Origin of the sequence: Streptomyces nojiriensis, assembly GCF_017639205.1 — a bacterium.
In the GTDB taxonomy this organism is placed as follows: Bacteria; Actinomycetota; Actinomycetes; order Streptomycetales; family Streptomycetaceae; genus Streptomyces; species Streptomyces nojiriensis.
Genome location: NZ_CP071139.1, coordinates 8,413,250 through 8,433,365, shown reverse-complemented (window position 1 = coordinate 8,433,365; position 20,116 = coordinate 8,413,250). Strand labels below are relative to the sequence as shown.

Annotated in this window: 16 protein-coding genes and 1 riboswitch; of the genes, 14 read left to right on the top strand and 2 right to left on the bottom strand. The window is 73.2% G+C overall.

Going from position 1 to position 20,116, the window contains the following annotated elements:
* Positions 1-171, top strand: a riboswitch (cobalamin riboswitch).
* Between the two features lie 185 nt (positions 172-356).
* The 13 genes from JYK04_RS38060 (at position 357) to JYK04_RS38000 (ending at position 14,649) form a co-directional block, all read left to right on the top strand.
* A complete protein-coding gene (locus JYK04_RS38060; protein WP_189744301.1) occupies positions 357-1,856 on the top strand; it encodes a CoA-acylating methylmalonate-semialdehyde dehydrogenase in 1,500 nt (499 codons plus the stop codon).
* Complete coding sequence (locus JYK04_RS38055) at positions 1,853-3,007, top strand: acyl-CoA dehydrogenase family protein (RefSeq protein WP_189744298.1); 1,155 nt, start codon at positions 1,853-1,855, stop codon at positions 3,005-3,007. Before JYK04_RS38060 ends, JYK04_RS38055 begins: the two co-directional genes overlap by 4 nt.
* Entirely contained in the window at positions 3,004-4,095 is a 1,092-nt protein-coding gene (locus tag JYK04_RS38050; protein WP_189744296.1) for an enoyl-CoA hydratase/isomerase family protein, read from the top strand. The genes JYK04_RS38055 and JYK04_RS38050 overlap by 4 nt, the downstream gene beginning before the upstream one ends.
* The gene (gene mmsB / locus JYK04_RS38045) at positions 4,092-4,994 is read left to right on the top strand and encodes a 3-hydroxyisobutyrate dehydrogenase (protein WP_189744294.1); all 903 of its coding nucleotides are present in this window, start codon (positions 4,092-4,094) and stop codon (positions 4,992-4,994) included. The genes JYK04_RS38050 and mmsB overlap by 4 nt, the downstream gene beginning before the upstream one ends.
* A complete protein-coding gene (locus tag JYK04_RS38040) occupies positions 4,991-5,764 on the top strand; it encodes an enoyl-CoA hydratase (RefSeq protein ID WP_189744292.1) in 774 nt (257 codons plus the stop codon). Before mmsB ends, JYK04_RS38040 begins: the two co-directional genes overlap by 4 nt.
* Before the next feature lie 154 nt (positions 5,765-5,918).
* A complete protein-coding gene (locus JYK04_RS38035) occupies positions 5,919-6,605 on the top strand; it encodes a response regulator transcription factor (RefSeq protein ID WP_189744290.1) in 687 nt (228 codons plus the stop codon).
* Positions 6,602-7,990 (top strand): HAMP domain-containing sensor histidine kinase, encoded by a 1,389-nt coding sequence (locus JYK04_RS38030; RefSeq protein WP_189744288.1) that lies wholly within the window; start codon positions 6,602-6,604, stop codon positions 7,988-7,990. Before JYK04_RS38035 ends, JYK04_RS38030 begins: the two co-directional genes overlap by 4 nt.
* A 97-nt stretch (positions 7,991-8,087) precedes the next feature.
* A complete protein-coding gene (locus JYK04_RS38025; RefSeq protein WP_189744286.1) occupies positions 8,088-10,373 on the top strand; it encodes an MMPL family transporter in 2,286 nt (761 codons plus the stop codon).
* Positions 10,370-11,089: an LmeA family phospholipid-binding protein gene (locus tag JYK04_RS38020; protein ID WP_189744284.1), complete on the top strand. Its 720-nt coding sequence runs from the start codon at positions 10,370-10,372 to the stop codon at positions 11,087-11,089. The genes JYK04_RS38025 and JYK04_RS38020 overlap by 4 nt, the downstream gene beginning before the upstream one ends.
* 127 nt (positions 11,090-11,216) lie before the next feature.
* Complete coding sequence (locus JYK04_RS38015; protein WP_189744282.1) at positions 11,217-11,936, top strand: TetR-like C-terminal domain-containing protein; 720 nt, start codon at positions 11,217-11,219, stop codon at positions 11,934-11,936.
* A 229-nt stretch (positions 11,937-12,165) separates the two neighbouring features.
* Complete coding sequence (locus tag JYK04_RS38010) at positions 12,166-13,317, top strand: MAB_1171c family putative transporter (protein WP_189744280.1); 1,152 nt, start codon at positions 12,166-12,168, stop codon at positions 13,315-13,317.
* Between the two features lie 298 nt (positions 13,318-13,615).
* Positions 13,616-14,080, top strand: coding sequence for a helix-turn-helix domain-containing protein (locus JYK04_RS38005; RefSeq protein ID WP_189744278.1), 465 nt, complete (start codon positions 13,616-13,618; stop codon positions 14,078-14,080).
* Entirely contained in the window at positions 14,077-14,649 is a 573-nt protein-coding gene (locus JYK04_RS38000) for a toxin (protein ID WP_189744276.1), read from the top strand. Before JYK04_RS38005 ends, JYK04_RS38000 begins: the two co-directional genes overlap by 4 nt.
* Before the next feature lie 10 nt (positions 14,650-14,659).
* Here JYK04_RS38000 and JYK04_RS37995 read toward each other — a convergent pair whose 3' ends face one another.
* Positions 14,660-18,010, bottom strand: coding sequence for an aminotransferase class I/II-fold pyridoxal phosphate-dependent enzyme (locus JYK04_RS37995; RefSeq protein WP_189744274.1), 3,351 nt, complete (start codon positions 18,008-18,010; stop codon positions 14,660-14,662).
* Between the two features lie 19 nt (positions 18,011-18,029).
* The gene (locus tag JYK04_RS37990; protein ID WP_189744272.1) at positions 18,030-18,980 is read right to left on the bottom strand and encodes an NAD-dependent epimerase/dehydratase family protein; all 951 of its coding nucleotides are present in this window, start codon (positions 18,978-18,980) and stop codon (positions 18,030-18,032) included.
* 91 nt (positions 18,981-19,071) lie between these two features.
* Between JYK04_RS37990 and JYK04_RS37985 the strand changes: the two genes are divergently transcribed.
* The gene (locus JYK04_RS37985; protein WP_189744270.1) at positions 19,072-20,019 is read left to right on the top strand and encodes a cyclase family protein; all 948 of its coding nucleotides are present in this window, start codon (positions 19,072-19,074) and stop codon (positions 20,017-20,019) included.
* The last annotated feature ends 97 nt before the right edge of the window (positions 20,020-20,116 follow it).

Here is a 20,116-nt window from a genome sequence, read left to right as displayed (position 1 = left end):
TCGTGGCACAAGGTCCGCGGTGCAGGGAAGCCGGTGAGAAACCGGCACGGTCCCGCCACTGTGACCGGGGAGTGTGCTGCCATCCACACGCCACTGACGAGGTCTGTCGGGAAGGCGGGCGGCACGCGGGGATCCGGGAGTCAGGATACCGGCCGCGGATGTTCCGTGTTGTCCACGAGGATGGAGCAGACACGCATGGCACCGGTTTGTACCCACGACCCTGGTGATCCGGCGGAGCGCGCGCACCCCTTCGCACGCTCGTAGTCCCACGCCCCTCCCAGCGGAGCACCCCATCGGGTGCCGTCCGCCGGCCGGCCGTGCCATCCCCGGATCCAACCTGACGAGAGCAGGCACCCATGGTCCGTGAACTCACCCATTTCATCGGCGGCAAGCACACCACCGGATCCTCCGGTCTCTTCACCGACGTCCACGACCCCAACACGGGCTCCGTGCAGGCCCGGGTCCCGCTCGCGGGGCGGGCCGACACCGAGGCCGCCATCGCGAACGCCGAGGAGGCGCAGGCCGACTGGGGACAGTGGAACCCGCAGCGCCGCTCGCGCGTACTGCTGCGCTTCCTCCAACTGGTCGAGGGCGAACGCGACTCCCTCGCCCGGCTGTTGTCCTCCGAGCACGGCAAGACCGTCGCCGACGCCCACGGAGACCTGCAACGCGGCCTGGAGGTGGTCGAGTTCGCCGCCGGCGCCCCGCACCTGCTGAAGGGCGAGTTCACCGACAACGCGGGCACCGGGATCGACGTGCATTCCCTGCGCTCACCGCTCGGCGTGGTCGCCGGCATCACCCCCTTCAACTTCCCGGCGATGATCCCCCTGTGGCAGGCCGCACCCGCCCTGGCCTGCGGCAACTCCTTCATCCTCAAGCCCTCCGAGCGCGATCCCTCCGTACCGCTGCGCCTCGCCGAGCTGTTCCTGGAGGCCGGCCTGCCGCCGGGCGTGCTCAATGTGGTCAACGGTGGCAAGGAGGCCGTCGACACCCTCCTCGAGGACCCGCGCGTCCAGGCCCTCGGCTTCGTCGGCTCCACCCCGATCGCCGCGCACATCTACGCCACCGCCGCGGCCCACGGCAAGCGCGCCCAGTGCTTCGGCGGGGCCAAGAACCACATGATCGTGATGCCCGACGCCGACCTCGACCAGGCCGTGGAGGCCCTCATCGGCGCCGGCTACGGCTCCGCGGGCGAGCGCTGCATGGCCATCGCCGTCGCCGTCCCCGTCGGCGAGGAGACCGCGAACGCCCTCGTGACCAAGCTGACGGAGCGCATCGCGACCCTGCGCGTGGGCCGCTCCGACGACCCCGGAGCCGACTTCGGGCCGCTGGTCAGCCAGGACGCCCTCGACCGGGTGAACCGCTACGTCGGCATCGGAGCCACCGAGGGCGCCGAACTCGTCGTGGACGGGCGCGGGTTCACCCTGCCCGGACACGAGGACGGCTTCTTCGCCGGCCCCAGCCTCTTCGACCGCGTGACCCCGCAGATGCGGATCTACCGCGAGGAGATCTTCGGCCCGGTGCTGTCCGTCGTACGGGCCGCCGACTACGAGGAGGCCCTGCGCCTGCCCACCGAGCACCCGTACGGCAACGGCGTCGCGATCTTCACCCGTGACGGGGACACGGCCCGCGACTTCACCCGGCGGGTGGGCGCCGGCATGGTCGGCGTCAACGTGCCGATCCCCGTCCCGGTGGCGTACCACACCTTCGGCGGCTGGAAGCGGTCCGGCTTCGGCGACCTGAACCAGCACGGCCCCGACTCGATCCGCTTCTACACCCGTACCAAGACCGTCACCTCGCGCTGGCCCTCCGGGGCCAAGGAGGGCGCGAGCTTCACCATCCCGACGATGGGATGAGCCCGGTGACCCTCACCCTCAGCCCCGATCAGCTCGCCCTCGCCGAGGTCACGCTGGACTTCGCCCAGGAGCAGCTCGGCCCGTACGCCGTCACCTGGGACCAGGACAAGCACTTCCCGCTGGACGTGCTCCGCAAGGCGGCGGACCTCGGGCTCGGCGGCGTCTACGTCCGCGAGGAGCACGGCGGTTCCGGCCTCACCCGCGGTGACGGCGTCCTCGTCTTCGAGGCCCTCGCCACCGGCTGCCCCTCCATCGCCGGATACCTCTCCATCCACAACATGGTCGCCTGGATGATCGACCGGTACGGGGACGCGGACCAGCGGGCCCGCTGGCTGCCCGACCTGTGCTCCGCCCGGTCGCTGGGCAGCTACTGCCTGACCGAACCCGGCGCCGGATCCGACGCGGCCCGGCTGCGCACCCGGGCCGAGCGCACGGACGACGGCTATGTGCTGACCGGGGTCAAGCAGTTCATCTCCGGCGCCGGCGCCTCCGAGGTCTACATCGTCATGGCGCGCACCGGCGGGGAGGGCCCGGGCGGCATCTCCGCGTTCGTCGTCGAGCGGGGAGATGCCGGGGTCTCCTTCGGCCCGGACGAGCGCAAGATGGGCTGGAACGCCCAGCCCACCCGCCAGGTGATCCTGGACGGGGTCCGCGTCCCCGCCGACCGGCGGCTCGGTGCCGAGGGCGACGGCTTCCGCATCGCCATGAACGGCCTCAACGGCGGCCGCCTCGGCATCGCCGCCTGCTCGCTGGGCGGTGCGCAGAGCGCGCTGGACCGCAGCCTCGCGTACCTGGCCGACCGGGAGGCCTTCGGGGCCCGGCTGCTGGACGCCCAGGCCCTGCAGTTCCGGCTCGCGGACATGGCCACCGAGCTGGCCGCGGCCCGCGCCCTGGTCCGGCAGGCCGCCGACGCGCTGGACCGGGGCGACCCACTGGCCCCGCAGCTGTGCGCGATGGCCAAGCGGTTCGCCACGGACACCGGCTACGCCGTAGCCGACCGGGCCCTCCAGCTCCACGGGGGATACGGCTATCTGAGCGAGTACGGCATCGAGAAGATCGTCCGCGACCTTCGGGTCCACCAGATCCTGGAAGGCACCAACGAGGTCATGCGCATCATCGTCGCCCGCGGGCTCACGGAGGCCCTGCGATGAACCACGGATCCCCCGGGGGCCACGGCCAGGACCACGTGCTCCTGCGGACCGAGGGCCATACCGGCTACATCACCCTCAACCGCCCCGAGGCACTCAACGCCCTCACCCACGCCATGGTGCTGCGCATCGACGAGGCCCTCGCCGACTGGCAGCACGCCCCGGACATCGCGACCGTCGTCATCGAGGGCTCCGGTGAGCGCGGCCTGTGCGCGGGCGGTGACATCCGCGCGATCCACGAGGACGCCCGCTCGGGCGGCACGGCCTCGGCCGGCTTCTGGCGCGACGAGTACCGGCTCAACGCCCGCATCGCCCGCTATCCCAAGCCGTACGTCGCCCTCATGGACGGCATCGTCATGGGCGGCGGCGTCGGGATCTCGGCCCACGGCACCGTACGGATCGTCACCGAACGCTCCCGCGTGGCCATGCCCGAGACGGGCATCGGCTTCGTCCCCGATGTCGGCGGCACGTACCTGCTGGCGCTGGCACCGGGAGAGCTGGGCACGCACCTGGCTCTGACGGGGGCGCCGGCCGGGGCGGCGGACGCGCTGCTCTGCGGGCTCGCCGATCATTTCGTGCCCTCCGAGCTGCTGCCGCGGCTGGCCGCCGACCTGGCGGGGTCCTCCGTACACGAGGTGCTGGAACGGTACGTCGGTCCGGCGCCCGCCGGCGCGCTCGACGGTGACCGCGAGTGGATCGACCACTGCTACGCGGCGGACACCGTGGAGGACATCGTGGAGCGCCTGCTCGGCAGCGGTGTCCCGGCGGCGAAGGAGGCCGCGGCCACCCTTGCGGCCAGGTCGCCCACGGCGCTGAAGGTGACCCTGGCCGCCCTGCGCCGGGTGCGCGGACTCGGCCCGCTGGAACGGGCTCTGGAGCAGGAGTACCGGATCTCCTGCGCGGCGCTGTCCTCACCCGACCTGGTGGAGGGGATCCGCGCGCAGGTCATCGACAAGGACCGCAGCCCGCGGTGGTCGCCGCCCTCCCTGGCGGAGGTGGGGCCGGCGGACGTGGCACGGTTCTTCGCCCCGCTCGGCGCGCGCGAACTGCGGCTGGCCCGTGCGGATTCGACTCAGGAGGTGCCCTGGTGAGCAGGACCGTGGCGTTCGTCGGACTGGGCCGCATGGGCGGCCCGATGGCGGCCAACCTGGTGCGGGCCGGACATCGCGTCCTCGGCTTCGACCTGGTGCCGGAGCTGCTGGCCACCGCCGCCGCGACGGGGGTGGAGCCGGCGGTGTCGGCCGCCGCAGCGGCCGCCGAGGCCGATGTGGTGATCACCATGCTGCCGGCGGGCGCGCACGTCCTCGCCCTGTACGGGGAGGGCGGGCTGCTGGCCGCGGCGCGGCCCGGCACGCTGTTCGTCGACTGCTCCACCATCGACGTGGCCGACGCGCGGGCGGCCCACGAGGCCGCCGGGGCGGCGGGTCACCACTCCCTCGACGCGCCCGTCTCGGGCGGGGTGGTCGGCGCGCGGGCGGCGAGCCTCACCTTCATGGCGGGCGGCGGCGCCGAGGAGTTCGCGGCGGCCGGGCCGCTGCTCGGCGCGATGGGCAGGAAGGCCGTGCACTGCGGGACGGCGGGCGCCGGGCAGGCGGCGAAGATCTGCAACAACATGATCCTCGCCGTCTCGATGATCGGGGTGAGCGAGGCCTTCGTCCTCGCCGAGAGCCTGGGCCTGGACCATCAGGCCCTGTACGACGTGGCCTCCACCGCTTCCGGCCAGTGCTGGGCCCTCACCGTCAACTGCCCGGTGCCCGGACCGGTCCCGGACAGCCCGGCCAACCGTGACTACCTTCCCGGCTTCGCCGCGCCCCTCATGGCCAAGGACCTCGCCCTGGCGGCGAACGCCCTGCGGGCCGGCGGGGTGGCGGCGCCGCTGGGCCTGAAAGCCGCCGAGCTGTACGCCGACTTCGCCGCCGGCGAGGGCGCGGGGCTCGACTTCTCGGCGATCGTCCACACCCTGCGACCCCGGAACGGAACACCCGCATGACCTACGAAACCATCCTGCTGGAGCGCAAGGGGCGGGTGGCCGTCCTCACCCTCGACCGGCCGCAGGCCCTCAACGCCCTCAACCTCCAGGTCATGACCGAGGTGGTGGCCGCCGCGGAGGAGCTGGACCGGGATCCGGAGGTCGGCTGCATCGTCCTGACCGGCTCCGCGAAGGCCTTCGCGGCGGGCGCCGACATCAAGGAGATGCGGCCGCGCGGCTACACGGACATGTACCTCTCGGACTGGTTCACGGCGTGGGACCGGCTCGGCCAGGTCCGCACGCCCACCCTCGCGGCGGTCTCCGGCTACGCCCTGGGCGGCGGCTGCGAGCTCGCCATGATGTGCGACATCCTGCTCGCCGCGGACACCGCGAAGTTCGGGCAGCCGGAGATCAAGCTCGGGGTGATCCCGGGGATCGGCGGATCCCAGCGGCTCACCCGGGCCGTCGGCAAGGCCAAGGCGATGGAACTGTGCCTGACGGGCCGCACCATGGACGCGGTCGAGGCCGAACGGGCCGGACTGGTCTCCCGGATCGTCCCGGCCGGCGAACTGCTGTCCGAAGCCCTCGCGGTCGCCGGGACCGTCGCCGGGATGTCGAAGCCGGTCGCGATGATGGCCAAGGAGGCCGTGAACCGGGCCTTCGAGACCACCCTCGCCGAGGGCGTCCGCTTCGAGCGCCGGCTGTTCCACGCGGTCTTCGCCACGGCCGACCAGAAGGAGGGCATGTCCGCCTTCGTGGACAAGCGCCCGCCCCGCTTCAGCCACGGCTGAGGCAGGGCCCGAACCGGGTACGGCGCGCGACCGCGCCGTACCCGGCCCGCGGCCGGCGCATTGTTCGGGGAATGTACGGATGGCGGCGCGCCCGCCGGAAGGGCGCGGCGGCGCGGTTAGCATCGATGCTGCCAACCGCGGTTGAAAGGCAGTGATGACGGAGTCCAGGGGCCTCGTACTGATCGTCGAGGACGAGCGCCACATCTCCGACGTGCAACGCCTCTACCTGACCCGAGAAGGCTTCGGGGTGCACGTCGAGGCCGACGGCGCCGCCGGTCTCGCGGCCGCGCGACGCATGCACCCGGTGGCGATCGTCCTGGACATCGGCCTGCCCGGCATGGACGGCATCGCCTTCTGCCGCGCCCTGCGGGACGCCGGCGACTGGACGCCGGTCCTGCTGGTCACCGCCCGCGGTGAGGAGGCCGACCGGATCCTCGGCCTCGAACTCGGCGCGGACGACTACCTGACCAAGCCGTTCTCGCCGCGCGAGCTGGTCGCCCGCGTCAAGACCGTACTGCGCCGGGCGGCGGGCCCTCCTGGAGCGCCGCCCGGGAGCACCGGCCGGCTCAGCGTGGATCCGGTCAGCCGGACCGTGCGCCGCGACGGCGAGCCGGTCGAGCTCACCGCCACCGAGTTCAACCTGCTCTCCCACCTGCTCCGGCACACGGGCCAGGTCTTCACCCGCGAGCAACTGCTCGCCCAGGTGTGGGGGTACCCCGGCTACCGCGACACCCGCATGGTCGACGTCTTCGTCTCACAGGTCCGCGCCAAGCTCGGCGACGCGAGCCCGATCCGTACGGTCCGCGGCGTCGGGTACAGCGCGACGGCTCCCGGCCCGTGACCGGCCGCCCCCGTACCGGTCCGCACCGTAGCTCCCTCGCCCGCAAGATCGTGGTGCTGACCACCGCGGTGGCGGCGCTCGCGGTGGCCCTGACCGGACTGATCGCCTGGCAGACCGCCGCGCACGGCGCCGAACAGCGGGAACGCGACCAGCTGACCCGTCAGGCGACGGTGCTCAGCCGGCTGCCGGCCGTGTCCGAGGCGCTGTTCACCGGCGCCCAGGTCCTGGCGGGGCCGAACGAAGTGCAGCTCGCGGTCGTCGCCGCGGACGGCACCGTGACCGGAACCGCCGGCCCGGCCGTCGACCGGAGGTCCAGAGCGGCCCTGCTGGCCGGGGATCCGGTCTCCACCACCGGCATCCTCGGCGGCCAGGAGGTACTGCTGGTGGGGCAGCCCGGCGTACGCGGCGGCGCCGTCGTGCTGACCGAGCCGTACGCGGTGGTCACCGAGAACACGAACCAGATCCGCCGCAACGTGATCGCCCCGCTGGTCTTCGGCATGCTCGGCGCGGCCCTGGCCGGAGCGCTCCTCGCCCGCCGGATCGCCCGTCCGCTCGTGACGGCCGCGCAGATCGCGCACCGGCTCGCCGACGGCGAACGCGGCGTACCGGCCCCGGTCGACGGCCCCCGGGAAACCGCGGACATCGGGCGCGCCCTCAACGTCCTGGACGAGGCGCTGGCCCACAGCGAGAACCGGCAGCGGGAGTTCCTGCTGTCCGTCTCCCATGACCTGCGCACCCCGCTGACCGCGCTGCAGGGCTACGCCGAGGCCCTCGCCGACGGCCTGATCGAGCCGGAGCGGGTGCCCGAGGTCGGCTCCATCCTGGCCGACGAGACCCGGCGCCTGGACCGGTTCCTCGGGGACCTGCTGGACCTGGCCCGGCTGGAGGCCGACGACTTCCGCCTGGACGTGGCCCCGGCCGACCTCCGCGCACTCGTCTCCGAGGCCGCCGCGTTCTGGACCGGCCTGTGCGCCCGCCACGGCGTCGATCTCCGGCTCGAACGGCCTGAGGGGCCCGTCGTCGTCGCGACGGACGCCTTCCGGGTCCGGCAGCTGATCGACGGCCTGGTGCAGAACGCGCTGCGCGTGACGCCCGAGGGCACGCCCCTGGTCCTCGCCGTCCGCCCGGCCGCCGCGGGCGGCGGGGCGGAGCTGCAGGTCCGCGACGGCGGGCCCGGCCTCACCGACGACGACGTACGCGTCGCCTTCGACCACGGCGCCCTCCACGAGCGCTACCGGGACACCCGCCCGGTCGGCAGCGGCCTGGGGCTGGCGATCGCCCACCGCCTGACCGGCCGGCTCGGCGCCGGCATCCGCGTCGAGGGGCACGGTCCGGAAGGCGGCGCCTGCTTCACCGTCACCCTCCCGTCCGCGCCCGCCGCCTGAGCGCCCAGGTGCGGCGGCTCCCTTGCTCTCCCCTCCCTTACCTTCCCCGAACAATGCGCCCACGCCCCCCTTACACACACCGCGCACAGTGGCCCCTATGAACACTGAATCGGCCGAGGGGCCGGGGCTCCTCCACCGGAGCGGGCGCTGGTGCGCCCGGCACGCCTGGCGGGTCGTCGCCCTGTGGGTACTGGCACTGGTCGGCCTCGGGCTCGCCAACCACACCTGGGGCGGCACCTACGCGGACAGCTTCTCCCTCCCCGGCACCAGCACCCAGACCGGTGCCGACCTGCTGACGGCCCACACCACCGGGTCCGGCGGCACGGCCTCCGCCCTCGTGCTCACCTCCGACGGGGGCGCGGTCACCGATCACCGGGCGGCGATCGAGGCGGCCGTCGCCGGCCTGGGCCGGCTCCCGGACGTCCTGTCGGTGGCCGACCCGCTCACCACCCCCGGTGCGGTCTCCGCGGACGGCGGGACCGCCCAGGTGACCGTCCGCTTCGACGGCAACCCGGCGAGCTTCGACCCCGCCTACCTCGCCGAGGTGGACACCGCGGTCGAGCCGCTGCGCGCCGACGGCGTCACCGTCGAGTACGGGGCTCCGCTCGGCCAGCTGGCCACGCCCAAGTCCGCCGACCGCGCCTCGGAGGCGATCGGTCTGGCCGTCGCCGTGCTCGTGCTGCTGATCGGCTTCGGCAGCGTCGCCGCCACCGGCCTGCCCCTGGCGACGGCCGTGATCGGGCTGTCCGTGAGCCTGGCCGGGCTCGGACTGCTCGCCGGGCGGTTCGGCTTCGCCCAGGCCGCCCCGACCCTGGCCGCGATGATGGGCCTCGGCGTCGGCATCGACTACGCGCTCTTCCTTGCCACCCGCTACCGGGCCCTGCTGCACGCCGGGGCCGAACCGGCCGAAGCGGTCGGCCGTACGGTCGCCACCAGCGGCCGGGCCGTGCTGGTCGCCGCCGCCACGGTGGCCATGGCGCTGGGCGGGCTGTGCGCCTCCGGCGTGGGCTTCATCGGCACCCTCGGTGTCGCGGCCGGGCTCAGCGTCCTCGTGGCCGCCGCCGCGTCCGTGACCCTGACTCCCGCCCTCCTCGGTCTGCTCGGCCGCCGCATCGACCGCTTCCACGTCCGGCGGCCGGTCGCGGAACCCACCGGCGAGGCGGACGTCTGGCACCGCTGGGCCGTCAGGGTGAGCCGCCGCCCATGGCTCTTCCTGGTCGGCGGCCTGCTCGTGCTCGGCGTACTCGCGGTCCCCCTCGCGTCCATACAGCTCGGCCATGTCGACGCCGGCGCCCAGTCCACGAGCAGGACCGACCGCCGCGCCTACGATCTGATCACCGAGGGCTTCGGCCCCGGTGCCAACGGTCCGCTCACCGTCGTCACCCACCTCGACAGCCGCCACGCCGAGAGCGAGGGCCTGCGCCAGGACCTCGCGGCCTCGCTCCGGCGCGAGCTGGCCGCCGTACCGGGCGTCGCCTCCGTCACTCCCCCGGTGCCCAGCCCCGACCGCGCCCTGCTCATCACCACGGTCGTGCCCACCACCGGCCCGCAGGACGCGGCCACCGCCGACCTGATCCACACCTTGCAGGACGAGACGGTGCCGCGGACGCTGTCGGACACCGGAGCCACCGGCTACCTCACGGGCACGACCGCCGCCGCCCAGACCTTCACCGACACCCTCACCGCCAAACTGCCCCTGATCATCACCGTGGTGGTCAGCGCCGCGTTCCTGCTGCTGCTCACGGTCTTCCGCAGCCTGCTGGTGGCGCTGAAGGCGGCCGTGCTCAACCTCTTCTCCATCGCCGCCGCCTACGGCGTGGTCGTCGCGGTCTTCCAATGGGGCTGGGGCGGCGCGTGGTTCGGCGTCACCGAGAAGGTGCCCGTCGAGTCCTACGTACCGATGATGATGTTCGCGATCGTCTTCGGGCTCTCCATGGACTACGAGGTCTTCCTGCTCTCCCGGATCCGCGAGACCTGGCTGCAGCACGAGGACAACCACCTGGCCGTCGCCACCGGCCTCGCCGCCACCGCCCGCGTCATCACCTGCGCGGCACTGATCATGACCAGCGTGTTCCTGGCCTTCCTCCTCTCCACGAACGTCGCCGTCAAGATGCTCGCTCTGGGCCTCGGCGTCAGCGTCATCATCGACGCCACCGTGGTCCGCCTGCTCCTGGTTCCCGCGTCCATGTACCTCTTCGGACGCGCCAACTGGTGGCTCCCGGGCTGGCTCGACCGGCTGCTTCCGCACCTCGACCCGGAAGGGCCCGCCGTGCCGCCGGAGCCCCTGGCCGGACCGGATCCGGCAGCGGATCCCGCAGCCGACCCCGGTACCGCGTCCGACACCGCACCCGATCTCGCACCCGCCCGAGGAGAACGGCGATGAAGCGCCCCCTGGCGAGGACCCGGGCCGCCCTGCGCCGCCGTCCCGTCCTCACGGTCACGGTCGCCGTGCTCCTGCCGGCCGTCGCCGCCACCGGCGCGGCCGAGTACGCGGTCCGCCACCACATCCACAACCGTGTCGCGCGAGCGGCTCCGGGCCTCGGTGACGACCTGACGGTCGGTGTCGCGGGCGGCTCGGCCCTGTGGGACCTGGCGCACGAGAGCATCCCCCGGCTCGACATCAGCAGCGACGACGCCCGGGTCGGGCGGCTCTCCCAGGTCCGCGTCCGGGCCCGGCTGGACGACGTCCGCCTCGGCGGGACGACCACGGTCGGCGCCACCCACGCGGACGTGACGGTCTCCACGCAGTCCCTCGCCGCCGCGATCCGCGGGGCCGTCCCGTCCGTGGCGGTGGCCGCGGTCACGGCCGACCCGGGGCAGGGGACGGTGCACGCGGACGTCGGCCCGGGCGGCCTCGGGCGGCTGACGCTGCGTCCGGTGCTCGCGGACGGCAAGGTCACGCTCGCCGTCGACGGGCTCACCCTGTTCGGCCGCTCCGTCCCCACCGAGCGGCTCGGGATCGCCTCCGGCGGCCTCGGCCCGCAGGCGGGCGCGACGAAGGAGTACCCGCTCGGGCTCGCCGCCACCTCCGCCGAGGTCCGGCTGGACGGCCTGCACGTCGCGCTGACGGGCGGCCCCAGCACCCTGTCCGACACCTGACGGCCACCGCTCGACCCCATTCGCCCGGAACGTTCCGTACCCGCCCGGTGGCCGGATCACAGCGCATGACCAAGGCGTTCGAAAGACCGTACACACGGCGGCAGTTGGCGGCGGGTACGGTTCCGGCATGGATGTTTCCGCAATCAGTCCGGCCGAGGACGACGACATCACTCCGGCGGTGGTGATCAAGGACATCGCGCGTCAGCAGCTGGTGAAGGTGGGCGCCGCCGGCCTGTCCCTGGACGCCGTGGCGCGCGACAGCGGCCTTCCCGTCGCCGATGTCGAAGCCGCCTTCCAGCACCGTGACGATCTGCTGACCGCCCTGATCGTCGACGCCTACGACGCGTCCGGCGAGGCGATGGAGCAGGCCGACGGCGCTGCCACGGCGGCCGGCGGATCCGGGGGCGCACGGCTCCTGGCGGTCACCCGCGCGCTGCGGCGGTGGTCCTTCGACAACCCGGCCGAGTTCACCCTGATCTACGGCTCGCCGGTACCCGGCTACCACGCGCCGCAGGACACGGTCCCGTCCGCCTCGCGCACCCCCGCGGTCCTCGCCGGCATCGTGCGCTCCGCGCTGGAGGCCGGTGAACTCACCCCGCCCCGGCGGCCGGTGCCCGGCCCGCCGCTGCTCCTGCCGGAGGCCGTGCAGCTCTTCGGCGGCACGCCCGAGGCCCCGTTCTCGGACATCGTCGAGCGCGGCATCGTCCTGTGGAGCGGTCTGATCGGCCTCCTGGTGTTCCAGGTCTTCAGCCGTACCCACGACAGCGTCCGGGACGAGGCCGCGTTCTTCGACTACGCCATCGCCGTGGCCGCCGAGAGCATCGGCCTCGTGGTCCCCCCGGCCTAGGCCGTGTCCGCAAAGTCCCGCCTGCCCCGCGACGCCTGGCACCGCACCTCGCCGCGTTGTCGGGCACGCCCAAGTACGTCCAGTACACGGGCGACCCTCCGCCTTGCGATACACGGCACCAGACGCCGCGGGGCCCGCCCTCCGGGCGGCCGGCGCTACTTTGCGGACACGGCCTACAACACCGACTGACCCGTCCGCCGCCCGCGCGGCACCGGGAGAAAACCAGGACGTGAACACCACCAGAACCCTCTGCTTCGTCATCGCGGCGCTCTCGTCGTACGCGGCGCTCGTCTACCGGCTCTGCCAGGCGCGGCGCAGCTGGAAGGACGGCGCGTACCGTGCGCTGATCGCCACTCTGCTGCTCCAGTGCCTCACCTTCACCATGGGGGCCCTGGCCATGGGGGGCGCGCCCCTCCTGGGGGTCGGCAACCTCGCCGTCCTCCTCATGCACCTGTCGGCGGTGGCCTTCTGCGTCAGCGCGCAGATCATCCTGCTGCGCTGGGCCGCCGCGGACGAGGAGTCCGTGCGCAAGGCCCGCTACTGGGTGATCACCGGCATCGCCCTCGACGTGCTGCTGACGGCCCTCTTCTTCCTCGCCGACGGCACCGGCCGACCCGCCTCGGACTTCGACGGCACCAGCGAGCCGCTGCTGCTCACCTATCTCCTGGCGTTCATCGTCTCCCAGGCGATCCCGTGCGTCACGATCCACCTCCAGTGCGGGCCGTACGCCCGGATGACCGGCAACGCCTCGCTGCGCCAGGCGCTGCGGCTGCTCTCGGTCACCGCGGTGGTGCTGTTCCTCTACTGCCTGGCCAGGACGGTCAACATCCTCACGGCGGCGGCCGGGGTCGACATCGGCGCCTGGAAGGTGGCCGCGTCGGTCTTCAGCGCGGCGGGCATCGTCATGCTCTCGCTCAGCCTGACCAACTCCTCCTGGGGCCCGGCGGCGACCCGGCTCCTGGAATGGGCCCGCACGTACCGGTCGTACCGGGCGCTCTACCCGCTCTGGCGGGACCTGTACGAGTCCTCCCCGGACATCGCCCTGGAGCCGCCCGGCGCCTCGGTGTCCGACCTCGACTACCGCCTTCACCGCCGGGTCGTCGAAATACGGGACGGGTGGCGGGACTTGCGTCCGTACATCGACCGCACCGCCGACGAGGGTCGCGATCCGGCCAAGGAGGCGAGCGCGGAATCGCGGCAGGCCTTCACCGAAGCTGCACAGATCAAGCGCGCCTTGCAGGCAAAACTGACCCACACGGTGCCCCGGAACAACAAGGACGCGGGCGACTTCGACGACCGTGATACGAGCAACTTCGCGGCAGAGCTCGCATGGCTCACCCAAGTGGCAGCCGCCTACAGTAAGCTCGACAAGGCGAGTTGAGAACTCCCGCCCGGTTTGCATCCCCCGTCAAACCGGGCGGGTATCCCGTTTCCCGCCGCTTTCGCGGCGGCCGGACGGGTTGCTCCCGCCCGTACTGGCCCGGCCCATCCCCCGAGGGCCGGGCCAGTCCGATGTCACCGGCGACCAACGTGCGTCCCCCGTGAGCGCAAGTTAGCTGCCAGCTATCGGCTGGACCCCACGTTCGCCGAGTCCTGGTCAATTGTCAACTGACAGCTAATCTGTGAAACTGACGTATAGCTGAGGGCTATACCGACAGGCGACGGGAGGATGGTTCACCATGACCGGGACCGAGAACGACACCGGGAACGGGAGTGAGGAACGCCCCCTGCTCGCGACGCGCCTCGACGACCTGTTCCGAACGGTCCGCCCCAAGGGCAAGCACTGGACCAACGCCGAGGTCGCGGACGAGCTGAAGCGGGTCAACCCCGAACTCAAGGTCGGAGGTGTGTACCTGTCGCAGCTGCGCACGGGGAAGCGCTCCAACCCGTCACCCGACCTGCTGTCCGCCCTGGCCCGCTTCTTCGGGGTCTCGGTCGCCTACTTCTTCGACGACAAGGTCGCCGAGTCCGTGCTCGGCGAACTCGCCGCCATCGAGGCGCTGCGCCAGTCCGGGGTGCGCGCCGTGGCGATGCGGGCGGCCGGGATGAAGAAGGAGAACCTCCAGGCCATCACGGCCATCATGGACCAGTACCGGCAGATGCAGGGCCTGCCGCCGGTCGCCGACCCCTCCGAGTCGGGATGAGGGGCGCCCGCAAGGAGCGGGCGGCCGACCAGGAACGCCGCAGCCGGCTCAAGAAGCTCCGGAAGGCGGGCGCGCAGCGGATCGCCGAACTCGATCTGCCGGCGGCGGCCGACGTGGCCGAACTGTGCCGCCACCTCGGCGAGGTGCGCGACCGGCCGATCACGCTGGTCCCGATGCAGATGCCCTCGTCGCATCCGTGCGGCATGTGGGTGGCCGCTCGCGACGAGGACCTCATCTTCTACGACGCCAACACCACCGGCGCGCATCAGGAGCACATCATCTTGCACGAGCTGGGCCACATCATCTGCTGCCATCGCGGGGCGGGCGGGCTGGACGAGGCGGCCGCGCGCCTCCTCTTCCCCAACCTCGACCCCCAGCTCGTACGCGACATGCTCCTGCGCGCGACCTACGACGACGTCCAGGAACAGGAGGCGGAGATCATCGCCTACCTCCTGTCCCAGCGGATCGGCGACGCCGGGCAGCCCCACGGCGCGGCCGCGGCAGGGGGCGAGGACGGCGATCCCGCCAGCAGCGCCACGCTCAGCCGCATCGAACGCACCCTGATCTGACATGGACCACTTAGGGGACGTCTCGCCGGCCCCCGGCGGCCGCCACCTCTTCGGCCAGGATCGACACGGCCCGCCCGATGTCCTCCTCGCGGTGTTCGCTGGTGATGAAGAACCGCAGTCTCGACAGCCCCTCCTCCACGGCGGGGTGGAAGATCGGGTCCGCGACGACGCCCCGCGTGAACAGTCCGTCCGCGACGCGCAGGGTCCTCACGGAGTCACCGAGGATGCACGGCACGATGGGCGTGCCCGCGCTGGTGCCCGTCGCCAGACCGGCCCCCGCGGCGAGCCGGAGGAAGAGCTCGGAGTTCCTCCTGAGCGCACGCACCCGCTGCGGCTGCGCGGTGAGCAGCTCGGTGGCGGCCAGCGCCGCGGCCGCGTTGGCCGGAGTCAGGCCGACGCTGTAGACGAATCCGGGGAGGGTGTGCCGCAGCCAGCGCACCGTCCGGGCCGAACCGCCGAGGTAACCGCCGCAGCTGGCGAAGGCCTTGGAGAGGGTCCCCATCCACAGGTCCACGTCGGACCGGTCCACCCCGAAGAACTCGCCGACTCCCCGGCCGCGTTCGCCGACGGTGCCGATGCTGTGGGCCTCGTCGACCATGAGCAGGGCGCCGTAGCGCTTCTTCAGCTCGACCACGGCGGGCAGGTCGACGAGGTCGCCGTCCATGCTGTAGGCGCCCTCGACGGCGATCAGCACCCGTCGGAACCGGGGCCGGTTGAGCCGCAGCATGTGCTCCAGCTGCCCCATGTCGTTGTGGGCGAAGGGCCGTCGCGCCGCCCCGGACAGGGCGCAGCCCTGGAGGATGCTGTCGTGGGCGAGCGCGTCGTGCACCACGAGGTCCTCGGGGCCGACGAGGTGCCCTATCGCGGTGACGTTGGTGGCGTGGCCGCTCACCAGGGCCAGGCAGTCGCCGACGCCGAGGAAGTCCGCCAGCGCCCGCTCCAGCCGTACGGTCAGGTCCCGTTCGCCGGAGAGCACGCGGCTCGCGGAGACCGAGGTGCCGTACCGGTCCACCGCCCGGTGCACGGCTTCGTCGACCGCGGGATGGCCGGAGAGCCCGAGGTAGTTGTAACTGCCGAAGGACAGCAGGGTGCGGCCGCCGATGACGGTCGTGTCGCGGATGTTGCCCTCATGGACCCGGAAGTACGGGTTGGCCGCGCCACCGTCGGTGATCTCGCCGAGGCGCTCCTCGAACTCGCCGACTTCGGGGAACGCGTCGATGACGGCCGTCCCGGCGTCCCACGCCGTGCGGTCCCGGCCGGTGTGCGGGTCCGGGCCCGGGTCCACGAGTGCGATCAGCCGGTCGACGGTGAGTTCGGGCGAGAACAGCTCCTCGGACCGGAAGCCCGGTATCCGCTTGGCGATGTTGACCCCGAGCTCCTGCAGCATCAGGGAGTCGAATCCGAGATCGGCCACCAGGATCAGGTGCCCGCTCAGCTCGGAGAGCGGGAAGACACCGGTCCGCGAGACCTCTTCGAGCACGAGGGAGGCGGCGGACGCGGCGGACGCGGCCGGCGCGCCGCCGGGGAGCGGCACGGCGGATGCCGCGGGTGCCTCGGGTATCGCCTCGCCGGGATCCGGCAGCTCGCGCGCCGCATCGTCCACGACCCAGTGGCGGCGCGGAGCCAGCGGGCTCGGTGGCAGGGTGCACGGAGGTGTCCGAACCGTCGCGGGCGGCGGGGACACGGCGCCGGTGGCGGCCGCGGGGTCGCCGAGCTCCTCCGTACGGCCCGCCTCGACGGCGGCGGCCGCCGCCGTCAGCCTGGCGCAGGCGTCGGCGGTGTCCTGGGCCGCCAGGGAGAGGTGCTGCGTGAGGGGTGTGCGGCGGGCGAGGGTGTCCGCCACCGCGGCCAGCGGGAGCCGGTCCTCGGCGAGGGTTTCGGCGAGCTCCCGGGCGTAGCGGGCCAGTCCGTCCCGGTCGCGCGCGCTGAGGGCCAGTACGTACGGTCCGTCGCCGCGCGCTGCGGGCGCCGCCGGGCCGGCCGGCGCCGTGGTGCACTCCTCCACCACCAGGTGGACACCGGTGCCGCCGAAGCCGAAGGCGCTCACCCCCGCCCGGCGCGGACCGGCGCGGTCCGGCCACGGGGTCGGGGTCGACGCCACGGTCAGCCGAGCGGCGTCGAGCCCGGCGCGATCGGCCAGGTCGCACTCGGGCTGCGGGGGTATCACGCCCCGCTGTACGGCCAGGACCGACTTGATGAGCCCGGCGATCCCCGCGGAGTTCAGCGAGTGGCCGACCACCGCCTTCACGGCGCCGAGGTGGGCGGGTTCGGTGTGTTCACCGCGCAGTTCGCGCAGGACGGCGAGCTCGACGGGGTCGCCGACCGTGGTTCCGGTGCCGTGCGCCTCCAGGTAGCCCACCGCGTCCGGGGCCAGTCCCGCGTCCCGGTAGGCCCGGCGCAGTGTGCGGAGCTGGCCGGCCGCCTGGGGGTGCATACCGCCCTGCACGGTCCCGTCGTTGGCCGTTCCCACACCGCGGATCACGGCGTAGACCCGGTCGCCCGCCGCCAGGGCGTCGCTCAGGGGCCGCAGGACCAGGACTCCGGCGCCCTCGCCCAGGACGAAGCCGTCGGCCCGGGCGCCGAAGGGCAGGCAGCGGCCGCTGCGCGAGATGGCGCCGATCCGGCACAGACCGACCAGCAGGTCGGGGGTGAGGATCAGTTGGGCGCCGCCCGCCAGGGCGATGCGGGAGCGGCCCGCGCGCAGTGCGTGCACGGCGTTGGCCACGGCCATGAGTCCGCCCGAGCAGGCCGAGTCCAGGGCGTAGCTCTCGCCGTGCAGGTCGAAGACGGAGCTGATGGTGTTGGGGCCCATGTTGAGCAGGAGCCCGGCCACCGAGGTGCCGTTGAGTCCGTCGACGGCGCGGACCGTCTCCGGCAGGCGGGGGTGGGCGAGCCGCGCCCCGAACTCGCCACCGGCCAGCTGGCGCATCCGGATCCGCATGGTGCTGAGTTCGCGGTAGCCGCCCTCGGTGAGCGCCGTGATCACCGAGGTCTCCTCGCGGTCGAAGCCGTCGGCCTCCCACCCCGCGTCCTGGATGGCCTCGCGGGCGAGGTCGATCAGCAGCCGGGCCTGGGGGTCCATCGCCCGGGCCCGGCGCGGCGGGATGCCGTAGTGGGCCGCGTCGAAGTGGCCCACGTCCGGCAGCAGCGCCATGGTGTCCGTGTACGCCGCCGAGGTGTCACGGACGTTGTCGCTCAGGAAGGCCGCGGTGCGCCACCGCGAGTCCGGGACCGCCCCGAACTGCGGCTGCGGTGCCGTCAGGAGCCGCCAGTACTGGTTCACATGGCGCGCTCCCGGGAACCGGCACGCCATCCCCACGACGGCGATGTCGTCCCGCCGCGGTCTTACGGGGTCCTCCATGTGGGCCATCCCTGTCCTGTCACCCGTGTCGGTCACCGGCCGCGAGCCGTTCGCGCCACCATTCCACGGTCGCCTTGACCTGCTCGTCGACGGGGGTGGACCGTACCGCGAACGCCGCCTCGTAGGCGCTCGAATTCACGACGAACGGACGGTCGAACTGGTAGCGGATCTCCTTCAGTTCGCGGATCAGCGGGGAGAAGAGCGCCGCCACGCCGACCACGGCGGACGGGAGTCCGCGCACGGCGACCGGTCCCGTTCCCGCCTGGGAGCAGAGCCGCTCGACCATCTCCCGTACGGACCGGGCCGGCTGGGTCGGGACGTGCCAGGCACGCCCCCAGGCGCGCTCCTCGCCCGCGACCTCGACCAGCGTCCGGGCGACATCGGGGAGATAGGTCCAGCTGTGCGGGGCGTCCGGGTCCCCCAGCGTGGTGACCGGCTTGCCGCGCAGCAGCGGCGGCACGACGCGGGCGGCCAGGTGGCCGCCATCGGTGACGCCGGGTCCGAAGAAGTCCGAGGCGCGTACCTCGACCGCCCTGATCCGGCCCTGCTCGTGCAGTTCCCGCGCCCGCTCCCAGACCGCGGCGCGGACCCGCCCCTTGGTACCGGTGGCGGCGAGCGGCAGTTCCTCGGTCATGGGGCCGTCCACCGGGCCGTAGCCGTAGAGGTTCCCCAGCATGACCAGGACGGCCCCGGTCGCCTCGGCCGCGGCGCAGAGCGACGAGGCCAGCGGCGGCCAGTCGGCCGCCCAGCGGTGGTAGGGCGGTGCGGCGCAGCTGTGGATCGCCGCCGCGCCCTGCACGGCGTCGGCCAGCCGCCGGCTGTCCGACGCGTCCAGCGCGACGTGTTCGATCCCGGGTTCCGGGCTTCGGCCCGATCTGGTGACGACCCTTACGGTACGGCCCTGTTCGGCGAGGAGCCGGGCGGTCGCGGCGCCGGCGGGTCCATAACCTATGACGACATGGAAGCTCACGTGCGCACCCTAGCGCGGGCGACCGGCGGCCCCTTCCGCGGAGAACGTCTCCCGGCCAGCGCCGCGGTGCGAACGGCCGGACACTGGTGACATGAGCGACGTCCCCGCCGGCGGGCCGGCGAACGGGCCCGCCGTCTCCCGCGAGGAGTTCGACGCGCTGTTCGCGTCGGTCCGTACGTGGGGCCGGTGGGCGGCGGCCGACCGCGGGGCCTGGAACCGGGTGACGGCGGAACACGCGCGCAGGGCCACCGCCACGGTCCGCGACGGGACGGTCGTCCCGATGGCACGGCCCTGGGACACCCGCCCCGGCCCGGACAACGCGAAGCCCGCGCTCCACTACATGTCCGACCTCGGCGACGTACAGGCCCCGGAGCCGTCCGTCCACAAGGACTTCCTGGCCGCGGACTATCACGGCAAGGCCGTGACGCACCTCGACGCGCTGTCACACGTCGCCTACCGGGGGCGACTGTACGACGGGCGCGCGGCGCGTGACCACGTCGATGCGGCGGGTGCCCGCTTCGGAGCGGTGTCGGCGCTCGGCCCCCTGGTCGCGCGGGGCGTCCTGGTCGACCTGCCCGCCGTCCTCGGCGTCGAATGGCTCGAACCGGGCCGTGCGGTGCACGCCCGGGACCTCGTCGCCGCGGAGGAGGCGCTCGGAGTGACCGTCGGGGACGGCGACGCGGTGCTGCTGCGCTCCGGGGCCTTGCGCCGGCGCCGGGAGCTCGGCCCCTGGAACCCGGACGCGGCGAGCGCGGGCTGGCACGTGCACGCCCTGCCGCTGCTGGCCGAGCGGGCCGTCGCGCTGCTGGGCGGCGACGGCGACAGCGATGTACGGCCTTCGCCGGTCGAGGGGCTGCATTCCCCCGTGCACGCGCTCGCCGTCACGGCGATGGGCGTGCCGCTGCTGGACAACCTCGACCTCGAACCGCTCTCGGCCGCGTGCGCCGAAGCGGGCCGTTACGCGTTCCTGCTCGTCGTGGCCCCGCTGAACGTCCCCGGCGGAACGGGTTCACCCGTCAATCCGGTCGCGATCCTGTGACGCCCGCGCCCGCTGATCACTTCGCTCCCTTACTCATCGCCGAAATGTGAGGAATATACTCAAATCCTGTGATCGAGGGCGCTCCGGTGAGGGGACG